A 17,309-nucleotide genomic window follows, 5' to 3' on the forward strand; every position below is an offset into this window, starting at 1 on the left:
GCTATATACCGCCCGCAGAAGCTGAGGCACAATACTATCGGCAGTCAGCCAATACGGATTCTGCCTGCGTTACTTAAACCAGACAGCCTCCACGAAATCCGGGGCGATTCAGCCCGACGATACGCCCGTCGCCTTGGCGCAACGCAGCTATCTGATGGGATTCATGGAGCGGGAGCAAGGAGTAACTTGGCCCGAGCTGTTAAAGCATAGGCTGGTTGTGATCTTGGGTGAGCCGGGTAGCGGCAAGTCCTCGGAATTACATGCGCAGCATAATCAGTTTCACTCACGAAGTCTCTTCTTCGAGCTGCATCAGCTAGTAACGGAAAACCTTTCAGATATTCTCGATGAGGTTGGAAAGCACCGCTTCAACGCGTGGAAGCAGGGACGGGGCGAAATGACTTTCTTCCTCGACGCTGTGGATGAATCAAAAATTCAGCGTGCCGACGATTTCTTCACTGCTCTTGATCGGCTGAAGAAAGCTATAGGCATAGCAATGCCGCGCGCTAGATTTGTCATCAGCTCCCGTATTAGTGCATGGCGTCCGGAGAATGATCGGGTGGAAGTCTTGCGGCGTTTTGCAGTCGATCCCGTAACTGGCAGAGTTGAGGGTAGGGGAACCGATGGCATGCAAGTTGGACCTGCCGCTCCTAAAAACTCCGAGGTAAAGCAAGAAAAGGAAAGCGAAGCGAAGGAAATTGTTGTCGTAGCACTTTTGCCGCTGTCAACTTCGCAAGTCGAAAAATACTCGATAGAAAAAAACACAAATAAATGTCAGGCATTCATTGCTGCTCTGGAAGAGAGTAATGCTTGGGCATTCGCAGGCAGACCGTTGGATGTGGATTTGCTGCATACCTACTGGAATGACAAAGGCCAACTTGGCAATCTGACTGCTCTGTCGGAATACATGATCGCCAAATTGCTGGAGGAAACCCATAACCGCAGCAATCAGGAAATTCTCAATCCGAAGAAAATAAGGGAAGGCGCGGAGTTCCTTGGTGCTGCGACGGTGTTCTGTCGTAGACTAAATTTTCGCATCCCTGATATGCACGAAGCAGCAGGCGAAGACATACTTTCGACCGCCGATGTATTGCCAGAAGACTGGCTCCCAAAGGAGCGCTATGCTCTGTTGGATCGAGCACTGTTCGATGCAGCTCGTCACGGGGCAATGACTTTTCATCATCGTTACCATTCTGACTATCTGGCGGCGGCATGGATTACTCGCTTGATGAATAGCACTTGCACCACGTCCGCACTGGAGGATTTACTTTTCGCCGTGGTCAATGCAAAACGCGTAATGCGTTCTTCTCTTAAACCTGTTGCAGCTTGGCTGATAACGGATGGAAACGAACCATGGCGGCAAACCTTAGCCGAGTGGATATTGGAGTCCTGCCCAGAAATCCACCTTGCACACGGAGACCCTTCGGCCTTGCCATTGGAGTACCGGTGCAAGGTTTTGGCCAAACTGGTCGAGCGTTATCAAGGGCGCAAGCATGTCAGGCTGAATCTGGATCATGCAGCTCTTGCCAGGTTTGCCAATGACGGCCTGACAGAGGAGATAAACCGTTATCTACAGGACAGCTCCATTGCCGAAGATTTGCGTGCCGACTTACTGCTGGTCGTGCGTGCGGGGAAAATGGTTGCCTGCCTTCCAACAGCATTGGCAATTTTCTCGGAGCCGTCCACATCTGATGATCTCAGAACCTATGTCGCAAGCGTGATTCGCGATGCTGGCGATGAGCATCATCGCAGGCAGCTTGCGCAAGCGTGGCAAGGCTTGCCAGATATTTCCAATTCATTGCTGGCACGTTTGTGCGAAGCCTTGTTTCCCCATGTCATCGGGGCAGATGAGTTGCTTGTATTGTTGCAAAAAAGTAATGAGGTTCCACACTACGGCACTGATTTGCCCTTTTATCTTGGGGCACTGCTCAAGGAAAGTTTGAGCCCGACCCAAGCGCAGGAATTGCTTGATGGAATATTGGGTTTGCTTGGGACGCCGCCATTGAAGGACAAGCACGCACTTTCGCAACACTTCTACTGGTTAACCAGCCTGATTCCCATTTGCCTGCGAAGACTGTTTGACCTGCAAAACCTGAGTATTGAAGCACAAGAACTAGCAGTTTCAGCCGTTTTTGTACTTGAGCAGGCTGCGAGACATGGAGATACCTATCGCTCAACAACTGCTGAAGACGAACCATCCGTTCAACAATTGCTAACGCCTCACCACGAATTGAGAAGGAAACTGTTCTGGGCGCGCGTTGCCAGATCTCGGCACAAACACAGCCGCGAACCAGCAAGATTTGAACTGGGTGGATACGGAACTGTAGTTCCTCTTGTGCCAGAGGATATTGGCTGGCTACTAACCGATGCCGTCAGCGATTTGCCACTTGCCGATCGTCGGCTGGCATTGGATAGCGCAGCCAATCAGCTTTTGACTGAGAATAAGAGCTTGTGGCTCTTTGCTTGGATACTGTTGTCGAATACGAAGGGCGCACCAGAACTTCTTGCACTTTGCCGCCAATACGTTTGGGGACGACTTCGTGCTCCTTTCATGATGGTTTGGTACCGGCATTTTCAGCACAAATTACTGGAACGATATTGGTGGAATGCCAAGTTCCACAATCTCCAGCGCCAGTACCGTAAACTTCGTGATCGGTGGTGGTTATGGCGGCATCTGAGCGAGCTGCGCAAAGGGCTTCACCCTTACACACTGGCGCATTTCGCACATGATGCGGGAGGGGATAGCAGCAGCCAATATGGCGGTTCAAACTGGGATAAGGTTACTCAAGAGTGGGGGAGGGCAATTTCGGCTGCAACCAAACAGGGGTGCGAAGTTGGCTGGCGTCGATTTTCTCCGCCGCTGCCACACGAAAAATCAGAGCGAAACTCTGTGGACAATCGCCTGTTTGTCGGCCTGTCGGGATTGCAGACCTTGTGGCGAGAAGGTCGTTTGGACTTTTCTGCGCTGCCTTCCGCCGACGTGGAATTGCTGGTTCTCTATGCATGCAATGAGTTGAACGGCTTCCCAGAGTGGTTTCCTGCTCTGCTTGAGGGGCGCCCAGCAGAAGCTGCCAGAGTCTTGGCAAGGGCGGTCGAGGGAGAGTGGAGTTATCCGGCAGAAATGGAACATGTGCATGACGTGGTTGCTAGGCTTGCCTGGATGCCAAGCCCCGTTGCAATGCTCGCGCAACTCGTGATGGAGCGCCTGTTGGCTGGCGACCCAGCAAATCCGCACATGCTGAAATATGCACTCGACGTCATCATGCGTTCCAATGCAGATGCTGCCGTAGCTCTTCTTAGTGTCGCAAAGACAAGGGCTGTTTCATATGCGATTGAGCAACCACAATGGTTTAACTGGATGAATATCTGGCTCCAATTGGATGCTTTTCCTGCGTTGGATTACCTTGAATCTGTATTGGCTGCGTCAAGCGAGAAGGCTGATGAAGTAGTCGTGGGCTTGTGTTCGGCCATGTCCGGCCGTCATGACGATCAGCGTCAAATCCGAAATCCTTCATACCAAAAATCCCATTCCCTCGCTCGCTTCATTCCCTTGGTATATCGGCATATACGAGAGGATCAGGATATTCATCGGGCAGGGCAGGGGGTCTATTCACCGGGCTCTCGCGATCATGCGCAGGATTTTCGTGAGGGGTTGCTGCGGATGCTAGGAAGCAGTAAGGAATCGGAGGCTGAAGATGTCTTGCGGGCCCTGCTTGATGCACCAGAATTAAGCAAGAGCCATGACTGGATTCTGCACTTGCTCGATGAACGAAAAAATCTCTTGGCGGATGTGACACATTGGGAAGCGAAAGACGTCCGTGTTTTTGCCAAAGAATATCGCTCAGAACCTCGCTCGGATTATCAGTTGTTCCGGCTCGTTACGCGATTGCTGGTTGACATCAAGTTTCATGTCGAGAGCTCGGAAAATGCGGCAAATCGCCTATGGATAAGAGAGGGTGATCTGGAAGCTGACTTCCGCGGGATGTTGCAGGATAGACTATCCGAACGTTCTCTCGGCTGGTTCAACGTCGTACAAGAGAAAGAGGTTGACAGAAAGGAGCGACCCGACCTCGCCATAGAGCGCAATGGACTTAATTCGTTGCCAATTGAGGTAAAGCTTGCTGAAAGATGGCCAGCATCAGTGTTGTTTGAACGACTCGAAAACCAACTGGTCGGGCAATATCTCCGACCTGCCAACATCCGTCACGGCCTATATGTACTTGGCAATACGGTAACCTCAAAGCATTGGAAAATGCCTGGCTCAGGCAGGAAGGTAGATTTCCATGAGCTGATATCGCTGCTTCAAGAGCGGGCAAGATCATTGCAGACTGAACGACGCGCACATGTTGATGGTATTGAAGTCATCGGAATTGATTTTTCTGACCCACGCTAGGATGTGTCCGCAATTCCGTATAACTGTTAGGCATACAAATGGAGGGCCGTGGCTTGCAAGTCCCAAATATCCAAATTGAAGAAAATCGCCTACGAATAAACGGCGAACAGTTTTCCTCTCACTCAATTGAACGCGAAATTGGCAGGGGCGCAAATGGCATCGTCTATTTAGCGAATAACCATATCCTTAAGCGGCAAGAGGTGGTGAAGATTTGGTGTGCATCTAATCCGAAAGATAGCCGCGACAAAAAATCCCAGGCATTTGCCGAGGCAGCCAAATTAGCAAACGCCCACCCAGAACACGCCGTACAAATTTTTAGTGCGGGGTTGGTCGGTGGCATTCCCTACGCCACAATGGAATATGTGGATGGAAAAACACTAAAACAAAAGCTAGATGAGACTCGCGATAAAAAACTCTTGCTTGGTTTAGCCGGCATCTACCTAACCGCCATCGAAGAGACCTCACAAGCAAACACATTTCATGGAGACCCACATTGGTCTAATGTTCTTGTTTATGAGCATCAGCCGAATAAATACGAAACGAGCATCAAGGTTAAATTATGTGACTTTGGAACATCTATTTTTTCTGGTCATGAGCGGTCAGAAGATCGCCATTGGCGGCTCGTAGAAGAGTGCGTTCTTAACACCACAAAATCGTTTAAGTCCTTTCAGGAAGCAAAGACTGAATTGCCACGATTCAAATCTCAATTGAGTGAATTTACCTCCCAGAGTAAGCCAGATTTCCTTGATGACCTCCATTGGGCAAAATTACATACAGCACCGCTTCGAGATTTTTTGGATTATTTATCCGTTGAGCTTGGACATGCATAGCCAAATTAGAAGAAGCCAGTTAATTTAATGCACAAATCGCCTAACCCTTCGGTCAAGCGGGACCATCTTCCGGCGTACCGCCTCCAGACGGCCCCTTACCTTCGACGTTAGCCGCTTCAACGATGTCGCCAGAACATAGCAAGCCCATCCAAGAATTGCTCGCCTTACTTGAGCAAGATCGGGACGCTATGCTTCTCACGGGCAAACGCCTCTTCGGCGAGCCTAACGCACCGATGTTTGGATTGGATTTACTTGCCTACGGAGCGATCAAACGAAATTTGTCGACCACAATCGCCATTGCTCAAATGGTGTCCACTTGGAATATGGTTTGCGCCCGTTCGCTGCTCAGAGTCCACATAGACACTGCGCTCCGCTTCTCGGCCGCTTGGTTCGTCGAGCAGCCTCATGAGTTTGCGCTAAAGGTGATTGGTGGGCATCGAATCGATAAGCTCAAAGATCAGGCAGGTGCGAGGTTGACCGACGCCCACCTAGTCGAAATCCATAGCGCTGAATACCCTTGGCTGCCCAAAGTCTATGAAAGCCTGTCCGGGTACATTCATTTCTCTGGTTCGCACGTCTTCGACTCCGTGGTAAATCTGCGTGATGAAGACATGTCCATCTCCTTTGAGATTTCCGCTACCGATTACAAATTTCCAGAGTTCAGTTGGACCGAAGTCCTCGACTGTACGCGCGAGGCGACTGGAATGCTGTCAAAGAATCTCGATGGCTATATCTTTACCAAAGGGCTTAGCTCCGAGCAGCTCGCAGAGATGCGGGCGGCGGCTAACTTGAACGTTTGGCATCACAGGAAAGATTGTGACTGACGAAGCCCTTCTCTATCAGCGTATCGGGGAGTTTGCCGTGTCGTTTCAGTGGCTCGAGAACAAGCTTCGCGAGATCGGCTGGTTCATCATAGATTCTGGGCGTAAGGACTGGCCACCGAAAGCACTCCGTGCGCTTACAAATGAAAAATTGATCGACAAGGTGCATGAAATGTTCCTGCAAGCCCTGCCGCAATGCAAGCTAGAACAAGAACTAGAAAACGATTTCAAGACATCCTTTGCAGCATGCGCCGAAGTATTACATCAGCTGAGACAAGATAGGAATCGATTCCTGCACTCCGCATTCATCGAGCTAAAGGCTGGCGGTGAAGTTGTAGGTCTAATGCGTTCGAGTCCACGCATAACGATAGATGAAGAAACCAGCAGCGCTCTTTACGATCAGGAGATTCTGAAACCTGAGCCCTTCGAAACTGCAATGCGAAGGATGGGCGAGGCGGCAATGTTTTTGGGGCGAGCTTACATACAGCTCATTCATCGCTTCCCGACTGCACAGTAGTCACTGATCAATAGCGAAATCGCAACCCCACAAAATCAATGAGCCTCGGGATCATTATCACCCGAGGCTCATCTAGTTGTGTTGTATGACAAGGCTCAACAGCCCCGGCTTACGGCTTTTTAGGCCGCCATAGCGTAGTTTTCATCGTTTGCATTTACATGCTTGCTTCATTTACGTCGATCGCCTGACGTGTCGCCCCGAAACCTATCTGCTCGCTGTCGAAACCATGTCATCCCCATCATAAGCACACTGATACCACTGCGCTTATGGTGGAGATGGGCGGAATTGAACCGCCGTCCAACAAGCCCTTATTGAGCCGGAGTTTTCGCAAACCGAAGTTTGCTCACAACAATGCTGGTAATTTTAACACAATGAAAGACTTAGCTTCATCCGATTCCAGCATTGCGCCTCTAACTAGTAGCTGGTTCACTCAATTTACTTGAGTTGCTCCAGATTGATTGTGGAGTGCAATTCGGCCTCTGTTGCCTTTACGATATTGAAATGATTGCGTCGGAAAAGGAGATGACTGCCTTAGCCCTTGAGTTTCAGGTTGGCTTCCTTGTGCAGTTGAAAGTACGTTCCATCTTTTCGGCAATGCTCAATGTTTGCAAGTCTGTCCATGACGAGTTCATGTATGTCCTCAATGATTGAGGACAGTACTGGATGATGTTGCATTTTTTCTAAGTGATTCTCCCAACAAGCGATAGCTTGTCGATGCATCTGCTGATCTTGCGTTGTCTCAGCTTCTTTGATTAAAGCCAAAATCGCAGTCGCGGCATCTAGGTCGTTAATTTTACTCAGTTGGCTAAACAGAGTCTTGGGGTCGATAGGTCTGCGCCAGAATGTTTTTCGCTTGTCTGACGGCTCAGCTACGATCAAGAGGCGGACATGTTGGGGGAGGGATAGGTAAAGATTCTTCAGATCCGACATTTCCATAGGGGCGCTGCTCAATGCATCCCAAAATGGCATCGTCATCCATTGCGCCGTTCCCGGAAATCTTTTCTCCACACGTTCAACAATTGATGGGTATCCATTTCTATCGGGTTTGAATTTTGGGCAGACCTCACCGTCTCTGTATTTACTCCATAAGCCGGGTCGCTTTCCTGGACTGTACTTACCGCTCGTTTTGCAGAACAGCACTTCGAGCTCGGCTGCGCCCATTCCGCTCTTCAAGGACACGGCATTGAACCACGCCTTCGCACGGATCAAATATGCATCATCATTTTTCGGACGACCGAGTCTTTTCATCAAGGCGCTGTTCTCTGATTTTGGGGTGTGCGAGCAAATCGCACTGGCAATTCATTAAATCTCCTCAAATTCCATTAATTCGCACTTTGAGTAACATATTGTTATAAATAGGAAAATTGACTTATTTCAAAATAAGTGCTAGTTAAATGAAATCAATTTTGGAATTGTACGGCCTTTGTCATGATGCTGCTGAAGCTCAAAGAAGAGAGTCACGGCATGGACAATCCCGCCCGTGTCGTAAATGAGGCAAGGAGATAAATCGGTAGAAGATGACAGAATGAAAATGAAACGGCCCAGGTTCGCCAAAACCTGAGCCGCTATACCGCTGACCAAACATCCCGTTCGCACTGGATGTTTGAATTCTACGTCAGAGACACACTTTGTCAAAACAAAAAGTTGTGTTTCAGTCGCGGGCAGTTTCGTCCTATCAATTTGCATCCTGTCACGGGTGCGACCTCTTCTTTCCCCGATTTCTCCAAGTCTGTTTTGCATAGGAGAAACATCATGCTCACCGATACAAAATTTGACGAATACACACGTCAGGAGGATTTGTCTTTAACGGCAATCAAGGTCATCAAACGAATCCGTTCATCCGACCCGTCACGTCGGGTTAGAAGCGGGAAGAAGAACGTTTCCTGTCGTTACCCAAGCAAGAAGATGGGCGTCATCATTCAGGCAGAAAGCCATACCAATGAGTTATGCGCTCTATACCAATGGGATCATGACTCCATAACACACGAGTTCTATGATCAGCCCGGCAAGATTCGGCTGACTTATCTGAGGCGGGATGGCACAGCCAAAGTTACCGCTGATCACACGCCTGATTTCTTCACGCTGCAAGACGGCTATGCAGGCTGGGTGGAGTGTAAAACTGAAGAGCATCTGCAAGAGCTTGCTAACAAAATGCCAAATCGCTATCGCCGTGACGAGAACGGAGTCTGGCGCTGTCCACCTGGCGAGGAATCTGCCGCCCAATTTGGCTTGAAATACAGAATTCGTTCATCAAGCGAGAACGAAGTGATGTACCTGCGCAACCTGCAGTTCCTATCCGATTATCTCGACGATGATTGTCCGCGCCCTATACCGGAAGTCTGTGAACGTATCTGTTCAATCTTCGCAGAAACGCCGTGGATGACTCTCATAGATTTGGTGCGCATGGACGATGTACAGACGGACGACGTATACAAGCTAATCGCTGATGGTGATATCTACTTCGATATATACGCAGAAGCATTGGCCGAACTGGAGTATGTCCACGTATTCCGGGATGAATTGGCAGCCAAGGCCTATAAGCTCCAAACCGACAGCAAATGCGACGTGATGAGTTTACCGATGTTGACCGTCGAGATGAAACCTGGCTCCGAACTAGTTTGGGACGGCAAACCATGGAAAATTCTCAATGTAGGCGAAACCAATATCCATCTGCAAAATCAGGACGGAGGATTCTTCAATCTTGCGTTGCCGGAATTTGACGAGCTACTGCAATCCGGGCAGTTCAGAGGAATACCGTCGACCATTAACTCAGCACTGGACGAACAGATCAAGCAAATACTCCGCTCTGCTGGACCGGGCGAGATGGCAGAGGCAATGAATCGTCTGAGCTGTCTGTTTCCGGAACAGTACGGTGAGCCTTTGAAACCACGCTGCAGGCGAATGGTTTTCTACTACCGCAGGCAATATCGGGAAGCAGAGCAGTTATACGGAATGGGTTTTCTGGGACTTTATCCATCGATTTGGAAGCGCGGTAACAGGAGCCGCAAGATTGATGAAGCTGTTTTGAAGCTGATGCATGACGTGATCAAGGATGCCTACATTCAGAATCATCAGCCCAGAAAGTTGCCGGCATGGGGAGAGTTTTTGCTGCGGTGCGAAGAACAGGCGCTGCAAGCCCCGAGGCGTCAGGTTTTCTACGGCGAGTTCAAAAAATATTCAACTCATGCCGTAGTAAAGGCTCGATGCGGCGATCGTGCAGCGTACAAGCATGAGGCCTATTACTGGCGTATTGAGGTTGATACCCCGCGGCACGGAGATCGTCCTTTCGACGTCGTTCATATCGATCACACCCAGCTAGACATTGAGCTGGTGGACAAGCGTTACGGCGAAAAAACAACTCGGCCGTGGCTGTCGATCATGATCGATGCAAATACGCGCTTCATCTTGGCAGTCTTTCTCACATTCGATCCACCCAGTTATCGGAGCTGCATGATGTTGTTTCGCGAATGTGTGCGCAAGCACGGGCGAGTGCCTCGCGTAGTGATTGTCGACGGCGGTTCAGATTTCAAAAGTGTGTATTTCGAAACGCTCTTGGCCAATCTGTCGATCCTGAAGAAGACTCGCCCAGCAGCTAAAGCGCGCTTTGGATCGGTCATGGAGCGCGTGTTCGAGACAACCAATACTCAGCTGATTCACAACCTGCGGGGCAATACTCAGGCAACCCGTGACCCGCGTACATGTTCCCCGTCGCACAACCCGAAACGACTCGCGATTTGGACTTTGGCCGATCTGGAGGAGGAGTTAAGGGACTGGATTGACCAGGTCTATTCGAACAACATCAAGCAGGTGTTGGGTACCACGCCGCTCAAGGCTTTTGAGCAGGGGATTGCAGACTTTGGTCTGCGTGAGCACAAGCGGGTCATCTATTCGGAAGACTTCATCATTCAGTGTCTACCAACCTCGAAAAAGGGGAAGGTCAAAATCGACCAGAAGAGTGGCATTCAGGTGAATTACACGCAGTACTGGTGCTCTGAATTCAACAACCCTTTGCTTCACGGCAAGAGTGTGTTTGTGCGTTATGACCCGTGGGACTTGTCTCGTGCCTATGCGTACGTACAGAACCGCTGGGTGTTGTGCCGTTCCGAAGACGCTGATTTCTATTCGCGGCTGACCATCAGGGAAATGCACTATGCCACCGAGGAGGCGCTGTTCAGATTGAGGGCGTATGAGCATGTGCGAGATGCCAATGCAGCCAACGTCGGTAAAGGAATACGCAGGGCCAAGGCAAGGGAAGTGGCGTTGCACGAAAGGCGCATGGCTATGGAGGAACGGCAGGAGATCGGTGTGGCAGACCAGCCAGAAATGGACAAGGTGCAACCAGACGACTGGTCCGACGCCATCGAACAACAAACTACTTATGGAGCATTTTAATCATGGAATCATACGACAACAAACAAGACAGATTCCCGGAAGCGCTGCTACACATGTCTGACGATGTGCGCCTAAGCTATTTCAAGGAGCAGCTGTTCGCGCATCCGAAGCTGCAGAACGCCCTCGATAAGTCGTACTCGCTAGTGACGGGACAGGCGGGCCCGGACATCCTGATCGTTACCGGCCCTTCCGGTGTGGGCAAGACGACGCTATTGAAGAGGCTGGAGAATATGCTCCTAGAAGAGCACGCTGAGCAGATGCAGGTCGAAAAGGACTTCATGCCGGTGATTCGGATCGACGCGTGCGCTCCGCTACAGACTAAATTCAAATGGAGTGATTTTTACACGCGCCTTCTGCTGAAAATGGACGAGCATACCGTCCAGTACAAGCTGCCATTCGGCTACAGCATGTACGACCTGATCGACAGTCCGCGCGACCTTATTTCCAAGAAGGCGACGCCGGAAGCATTGCAGCGCTGTGCCGAGAACTGCTTGCACTACCGCAAGACCAAGGTGCTGCTGATCGACGAGGCCAGCGTTATGCTGCTGAAGGGCAGGGATGCCTCTCCGGATCATCTGTTCGAACTAATCAAAACCTTGTCGATCAATTCCGGTGCGCAGATCGTGTTGTGCGGGACTTATCGATTGCTCGAGATATTGGAGCAGAGCCCCCAGCTCATCCGGCGCAGCCGAATCGTCCACATGGAGCGCTACAGCAATGGTTCGGAGGACGACAAAAAGGCGTTTGCCAATATCTTGCGTAGCTTCGGGAAGAAGCTTCCGATGGAGAATGCGCCCAATTTGGCCATTCATGCAGATTCTTTCTATCTGAAGAGCGTAGGCTGCGTCGGTATTCTTCATGATTTGCTGGTCGCGTGGTTCGACAATGCCCAGAAGACCGGCGAGACCTCTGTCGAGTATGACTTTCTGAATAGTCTGATCACGAATTTTAGTGTGAAGCGGGTGCTGGAAGAGGCGTTTGCTGGGGAGCAGAAGCTTCGCGACATTCCGCTGGATACGATTAGGAAGATGCTTCAGGAACACAACAAGGACATCCAGCCTAACAAAAGCAAGCCCGAGAAAACTCCTAGCAAGCGAGGGAGGAATCCCAATGGGGTGGGCAACCGCAACCCCAAGCGCGATCCTGTGGGAGGCAATCGTGTCCTCTTCTAAGCACGTCATATACGAAACCTATCCGCAAAAGGTTTCCGTTCCTCAGCGCAGTCGCTTGTTTGGGTTGGAGCCTATCGGCATTGGTACGCCAGAGTGCGAAAGCCTGATTTCTTATCTTGTTAGGCTGGCGCGTGCGCATTGCATGGCCCCGAGGGACTTGATCCGTCTGGAGTTCATGTGGCGCTTCAGTAAGCAGGAAGGGATTCGATCTTCGGGGTTTTTTACGGAGTATTCGAAGACGCTGAATAGCGTTGGAAAATATGCATCCGGGTTTGTGCGGCTGACCGAAGAACTTACCGGAAGGAACGATCTGCGCTACCTGACCATGCTGCCTTGGCGCGGCGTCATTCCGGATGTTGGGACTGGTTTGCTGGCAACCGAGCCGAAGTGGTGTAGGCATTGTTTGGCTCAACAGCGAGACTGCAAACATGAACGCTACTCTCCACTGGTGTGGAGCCTTCACTTATACAGCGTGTGTGCGGTGCATGGCATAAAGATGACAGACCGGTGTCCACGCTGCGCTAGAAAGCAGCCTTTTATTCCACGCTTGCCGATGTTGGATCATTGCGATTACTGTGGGTGCTGGCTTGGTTTGGAGAAGAGTTTCGCCGAGGTAATCACGCCGACTGAGCGTGAATTATGGCTGGCAAAGGCAATTGTCGACATGGTCAGCCAAGGTGCATATGCAGACGAGCATGTAACTCAGAAACGCCTGCAATCCATATTGAACGGGTTTGTCGCAGATTACGCCGAGGGAGAAAAACGACAGATGTCCAGAATGCTTGGACTGACCGAGACTTCTATGGCTTGCTGGATTGTTAAGGGTAAGAAGCCGCTGTTGCCGCAACTGCTGGATGTGTGTTATCAGTTCTGTTTGCTTCCTGTAGAGATGCTGTCTGGGGTTCAACCGTTAGCCATTCCGTGCGCTGTCAGTCAGCCAAAGCTGTATCGCATCCATAGGCGACTAGAGTTGGAGGCTTCTGAAAGGGAACGATTGCGCATGAAACTGACCGAGATTGCCAACGATCCATCAGACCATCGCACGTTAACTGAGGTGTCATTGGCTCTCGGGGCAAGGAAAAACTTCCTGAGTTACTGGTTCAGGGATATATGTGCAATTGTTACGGTGAAACATCGAGAGGAGATGCAACGACAGGTTGGAGGAAAGTGGGAAATGGAAGCGCAGCGAGTAAGAGATGAAGTTGCAAGGTTGGGGGGGGAAGGTATCTATCCATCACGGAAGAAGATTGAGGCAGCAATTAATCCGCTATCTTTGCGCCGTCGCCGATTGTATCGTGTATATCAAAATGCGTTGGCTCGAATCGTATTCATTCCGTGAGTTCGTCTGAAGTGATTAATTCAACTTCTTGAGAAGGCGACTCATGGAATTGATTTTTGGATGTTCCTCAATTCTATCTGCGGAGCGGTGCCCCCATGGGGAAGTTGCAATTCATTTTTTAAAAGAGTTATTTATAAAATATTAACGGGTTTGGAAGTGATTGAATTAAGTGACGATAGCGAAAATTCAGCCAAGCTCATTGGTGACACAGATTGACAGAACAGGGTGAAACATGGCCAAATACGCCCCACGCAGAAAACGTAGTGGGGAATATGGCTAAATTGTCAAAAAATGCTGTTCAAATCAACGCCAAGAAGTCGGAGCTGGATGTTGTTGAAGAGCCGTTTTCATTACGGAGCAAGCAGAAATTACAAGCTAAAATTATTGCTGCCCATGATGAATTTAGAGCGGCTGTGCTTGAAGGAAATAAGGATTTCATTAGGGAATTGCATGTCAAATCGAAAGACCATGTTTCGACCGATATTTATCCTGAAATATGGCGCTTATATAACAAACATGCGGGTAGGTTCATATCTGGAAAAGTATTAGATCCAGCAAAAATAGCACCCTCGCTCAAACTGGTAGAAGCTCGCTCAATTTGGGAAGAGCTTTTCAAAATTACACGTCACACTTGGTCAATTCCGTACTCAAAAGGTTATGGTCGGAGACTTCGGTTTGTCGTTTACGATGAATATCATGAGGCGGTTATCGGGATTTTGGGCTTCCAGTCTCCACCTGCTGATTTAGCTTGTCGAGATGATCTGTTCAATTATCCTGACAATAAGAAAATGGATTTGATAAATCGCACGATGGATGTGTATACCATTGGTGCGATACCTCCATATTCCAACCTTCTTGGGGGCAAGTTGGTCGCCGGATTAGTATCTAGTGATGAAATTCGTCGTGCCTACTGGAAACAATACGCAGGCAAAAAAACGCAAATGAACAATCACTCGATTGAGCAACCATTGGTTGCAGTAACTACAACTAGCGTTTTTGGCCGAAGTTCAATTTACAACAGGTTGAAATATAACGGTAGGCTATTGGCAGAGCCAATCGGTTTTACAAAGGGATATGGAACCATTCACTTGGAAGAGATTTATCCTGATATTCAGAAACTATTGCTTTCTGAAACGGGCAGCTATATTTCTGGTGGGTATGGAAATGGACCAAAAATACGATGGCAGAATTTTACAAGAGCGCTTTCAATATTGAATTTGCCACAAGTATATTTTGAGCATGGGTTGCAACGAGAGGTATTCCTGTTTCGTTTTGTGCATGACTTGGAAGAGGGAATGGCTGGCGGGAAGTTTGGCGGCCATATTAATTTAACTGTAGCTGAGTACGCTGATTATTGGAAAGAGCGTTGGGCATTGCCGCGTTCTATTAGGCTTGCTGAATGGAACGAATTTGATAGTAGGCAATACTTTTCGAATATTCTACATAGCAAATCATAAGGGGCGAGCTAATCAACAGCTATATTCTATATTGGGGGCAACCCGGTTCTGTCGGTTTCAATTTTCGCAGTAAAGGTCAATGTGCCAACAGTATGGATATTATTGACTAGCTCAGATAAATTTGGAACATCAAGTTGCCACATTGATCCGATACCTTCTGTATAGCGTGCTGGATTGTATTCAACTGGTTTTGCATAACAGACCGAGATTTCACTGCGCGTACTTAACGCTAGGGCAATTCCTATCGCTTGCAGCTTAGAACCCATATGTACTATTGAAATGTTATTCCCAATTCGTCGATCTGCTTCTTGAATGACTTCCTGCAAAATGTCTCGGTAGTCCAAGGTGCTACAGATAACACTATTTTCAGCGCTTAATTGAGGTGCCTGAGGATCGCTGGGGGCAAATCCAACTAAGGAACTCAGTGTATTTTTTACTACCTCGCGTTGTAGGCGTTGACGCCACTTAAGCATTTTCGATGGTGGCTCACTAAGTATCCAATAAATGTACTTATCGGGACTCGATAGCGGTTGATCGCTTAGATGGCTGAGACATCTAACTAACCGACTGGTCCGCAATGAAGGTACAGCAATGATAAATTCTGGGCGGTTTTCACCATCAATGCCAGGATATAGTTCATTGGTATCTACGTCGCCAACGCCATATTCTTGATAAGACTCAATGTCGCCAGCATCACAGGCACGCAGGACGAGATTCTCTGGGTTAGTGTCATAGTCCTCTTGCCGGGGAAAATAGTGAGCGGGTTCGGAATACAGTATCCGCAGTGAAATAGAATCTCGATATTTAATGAGGGCATGCAAAACAGACAAAATGAGGTTTCCAGAAGATGTGCTGATATCAAAAACAACCTCAACTGTTCCTTGTTCTTTGGCTGTCGATAGAATCTGATCACCAATAAGTTTCTCGACCTCTTGAGGTGAGTCCGCATTAATATCTATTTGCTGTGAGCAAAAGGTCGCTAGGGCAGTTTTCAGTAGTTCCCGCTTGCGTTCATTGTCTTGAATATTGGTGGTGTAGCAGCATATTATTCCAAGAGCCTTTCTGTGATATGGCGAATTAGCCATTTCTGAGGCTAGGGCAGTAGGAATGGCTACCGAGCGATCCTCAAATCCAAGTGATGAAATAAAGACATCAACGGGGCGGGTAGTTTTCTTATCCCATGAAGTAACAACCGGAAGTAATGGGCGGATATCACCAAACTCGATTTGGCGAATGTGGGCATGCTTATCAGTCATTGTTGTCCTTCATCGTCAAACAAGCTACCAGTTGCTCGATCTTGTTTTTTCCCGAGCGAATATTTTGCCTGTATGTTCGTGCAGAAGCCTGCCGAATTTGTTAGAAGAAGAATGAAATCATCTAGTGTCTTGACGTGAATGTAGCTTGAGCGCTCAAGTGAGGTGCCAAAGGCGGGAAGGTAAACCTTTCGCAATTCCCATCGGACAGTTTGTGAGCCGTGACCTTCCTTACCCCTACTATCTGCAAGCTGTATAAATACAGCGCGTCGCAATAGTTCTCTTGCTAAGTTAGATGCACTTTGATTTCTTGCATTTAACATTGTCAGAAGGGAATCGGGGCGGTCTTTTGTCATCTCCAGACGATATAGACGCCTTGGGATATTGCTGCTATCCAGTAGTCCTGAAACGAGAACATCTCTCGCCATTGTTCCCAGATTGTTTAGAAGAGATGCCATTTCAGGTCCAAATGGATGATACCCGCTAACGCGCTCCTTAAATGCGCGTGATACTGAAACAATGGCTTGGTGTTGTATATTTCTCGGGATTGTCTCTGTTGAGGTATTTGTTATTTGCCCTAGAACGAACATTTCTTTGACGATTTGCAAGATTGTGGCAATGTCTCCGCTCCAAAGGCGTGCGAGATGATCCATTCCGAAGTAATAGTAATGCCGCCCCTGCTTTGAACCCTCATGTCGAATGTACAGCGCTAGCTTGGTATCGTCAGATAACTCATTAGACTTGCCTATAAGAGTTTCAGCGCGTCCTGTCCATCCTGCCACCTCCAGTCGTCGGTCAATCAGCCCGGAAATGAACTGCTTAATATTTTTTTCAGACTGTTCGGATACGGCATAACTGCCGGCATCAATTTCTACATATTCACGCGAAGAGTCAATCCGAATGCCATCAATATCTTCGGGGGAAAAACCAAATTTCTCGCAAGAAATTTTGAAGTAGTGTGAGTCCCTTCTCTCAAATATGATTCGATTAAGTATGGCTTGGATGTCTGGGTGAACTCGATTCGCAGTGAATCGCCCCGGATTTCGTGGAGGCTGTCTGGTTTAAGTAACGCAGGCAGAATCCGTATTGGCTGACTGCCGATAGTATTGTGCCTCAGCTTCTGCGGGCGGTATATAGC

At 48.9% G+C, this 17,309-nt stretch carries 11 protein-coding genes and 1 other RNA gene; 8 read left to right on the forward strand and 4 right to left on the reverse strand.

Annotated elements, in window-relative coordinates; genetic code table 11:
- The first annotated feature begins 154 nt into the window (after nucleotides 1-154).
- The 4 genes from ACYPYQ_RS13145 (at nucleotide 155) to ACYPYQ_RS13160 (ending at nucleotide 6,558) form a co-directional block, all read left to right on the forward strand.
- Nucleotides 155-4,390: an NACHT domain-containing protein gene (locus ACYPYQ_RS13145; protein ID WP_459724364.1), complete on the forward strand. Its 4,236-nt coding sequence runs from the start codon at nucleotides 155-157 to the stop codon at nucleotides 4,388-4,390.
- 38 nt (nucleotides 4,391-4,428) lie between these two features.
- Nucleotides 4,429-5,220 carry a protein kinase domain-containing protein gene (locus ACYPYQ_RS13150; RefSeq protein ID WP_459724365.1) on the forward strand — a complete coding sequence of 264 codons (792 nt, stop codon included), beginning with the start codon at nucleotides 4,429-4,431 and terminating at the stop codon, nucleotides 5,218-5,220.
- Between the two features lie 122 nt (nucleotides 5,221-5,342).
- Nucleotides 5,343-6,044: a hypothetical protein gene (locus tag ACYPYQ_RS13155; RefSeq protein WP_459724366.1), complete on the forward strand. Its 702-nt coding sequence runs from the start codon at nucleotides 5,343-5,345 to the stop codon at nucleotides 6,042-6,044.
- Nucleotides 6,037-6,558: a hypothetical protein gene (locus tag ACYPYQ_RS13160; RefSeq protein ID WP_459724367.1), complete on the forward strand. Its 522-nt coding sequence runs from the start codon at nucleotides 6,037-6,039 to the stop codon at nucleotides 6,556-6,558. The genes ACYPYQ_RS13155 and ACYPYQ_RS13160 overlap by 8 nt, the downstream gene beginning before the upstream one ends.
- Nucleotides 6,559-6,597: 39 nt before the next feature.
- Here ACYPYQ_RS13160 and ssrA read toward each other — a convergent pair.
- Nucleotides 6,598-6,939, reverse strand: a transfer-messenger RNA (tmRNA) gene (ssrA, locus tag ACYPYQ_RS13165).
- 150 nt (nucleotides 6,940-7,089) lie between these two features.
- Complete coding sequence (locus ACYPYQ_RS13170; RefSeq protein WP_459724368.1) at nucleotides 7,090-7,806, reverse strand: hypothetical protein; 717 nt, start codon at nucleotides 7,804-7,806, stop codon at nucleotides 7,090-7,092.
- Between the two features lie 504 nt (nucleotides 7,807-8,310).
- On the opposite strand from ACYPYQ_RS13170, the gene ACYPYQ_RS13175 reads away from it, so the two are divergent.
- The 4 genes from ACYPYQ_RS13175 to ACYPYQ_RS13190 all read left to right on the forward strand — a co-directional run bounded on the left by ACYPYQ_RS13175 (nucleotide 8,311) and on the right by ACYPYQ_RS13190 (nucleotide 14,918).
- Nucleotides 8,311-10,950: a Mu transposase C-terminal domain-containing protein gene (locus ACYPYQ_RS13175; protein WP_459724369.1), complete on the forward strand. Its 2,640-nt coding sequence runs from the start codon at nucleotides 8,311-8,313 to the stop codon at nucleotides 10,948-10,950.
- A 2-nt stretch (nucleotides 10,951-10,952) separates the two neighbouring features.
- Entirely contained in the window at nucleotides 10,953-12,122 is a 1,170-nt protein-coding gene (locus ACYPYQ_RS13180; RefSeq protein ID WP_459724370.1) for an ATP-binding protein, read from the forward strand.
- Nucleotides 12,109-13,461 (forward strand): TniQ family protein, encoded by a 1,353-nt coding sequence (locus ACYPYQ_RS13185; protein ID WP_459724371.1) that lies wholly within the window; start codon nucleotides 12,109-12,111, stop codon nucleotides 13,459-13,461. Before ACYPYQ_RS13180 ends, ACYPYQ_RS13185 begins: the two co-directional genes overlap by 14 nt.
- Before the next feature lie 212 nt (nucleotides 13,462-13,673).
- Complete coding sequence (locus ACYPYQ_RS13190) at nucleotides 13,674-14,918, forward strand: Druantia anti-phage system protein DruA (protein WP_459724372.1); 1,245 nt, start codon at nucleotides 13,674-13,676, stop codon at nucleotides 14,916-14,918.
- Between the two features lie 26 nt (nucleotides 14,919-14,944).
- On the opposite strand, the gene ACYPYQ_RS13195 is transcribed toward ACYPYQ_RS13190, so the two are convergent.
- Both ACYPYQ_RS13195 and ACYPYQ_RS13200 read right to left on the reverse strand, forming a co-directional pair.
- Nucleotides 14,945-16,174: a hypothetical protein gene (locus tag ACYPYQ_RS13195; RefSeq protein WP_459724373.1), complete on the reverse strand. Its 1,230-nt coding sequence runs from the start codon at nucleotides 16,172-16,174 to the stop codon at nucleotides 14,945-14,947.
- Nucleotides 16,171-16,953 carry an ORC-CDC6 family AAA ATPase gene (locus tag ACYPYQ_RS13200; protein WP_459724374.1) on the reverse strand — a complete coding sequence of 261 codons (783 nt, stop codon included), beginning with the start codon at nucleotides 16,951-16,953 and terminating at the stop codon, nucleotides 16,171-16,173. Before ACYPYQ_RS13200 ends, ACYPYQ_RS13195 begins: the two co-directional genes overlap by 4 nt.
- Between the last annotated feature and the right edge of the window lie 356 nt (nucleotides 16,954-17,309).

The organism is Sideroxyarcus sp. TK5, assembly GCF_054601595.1.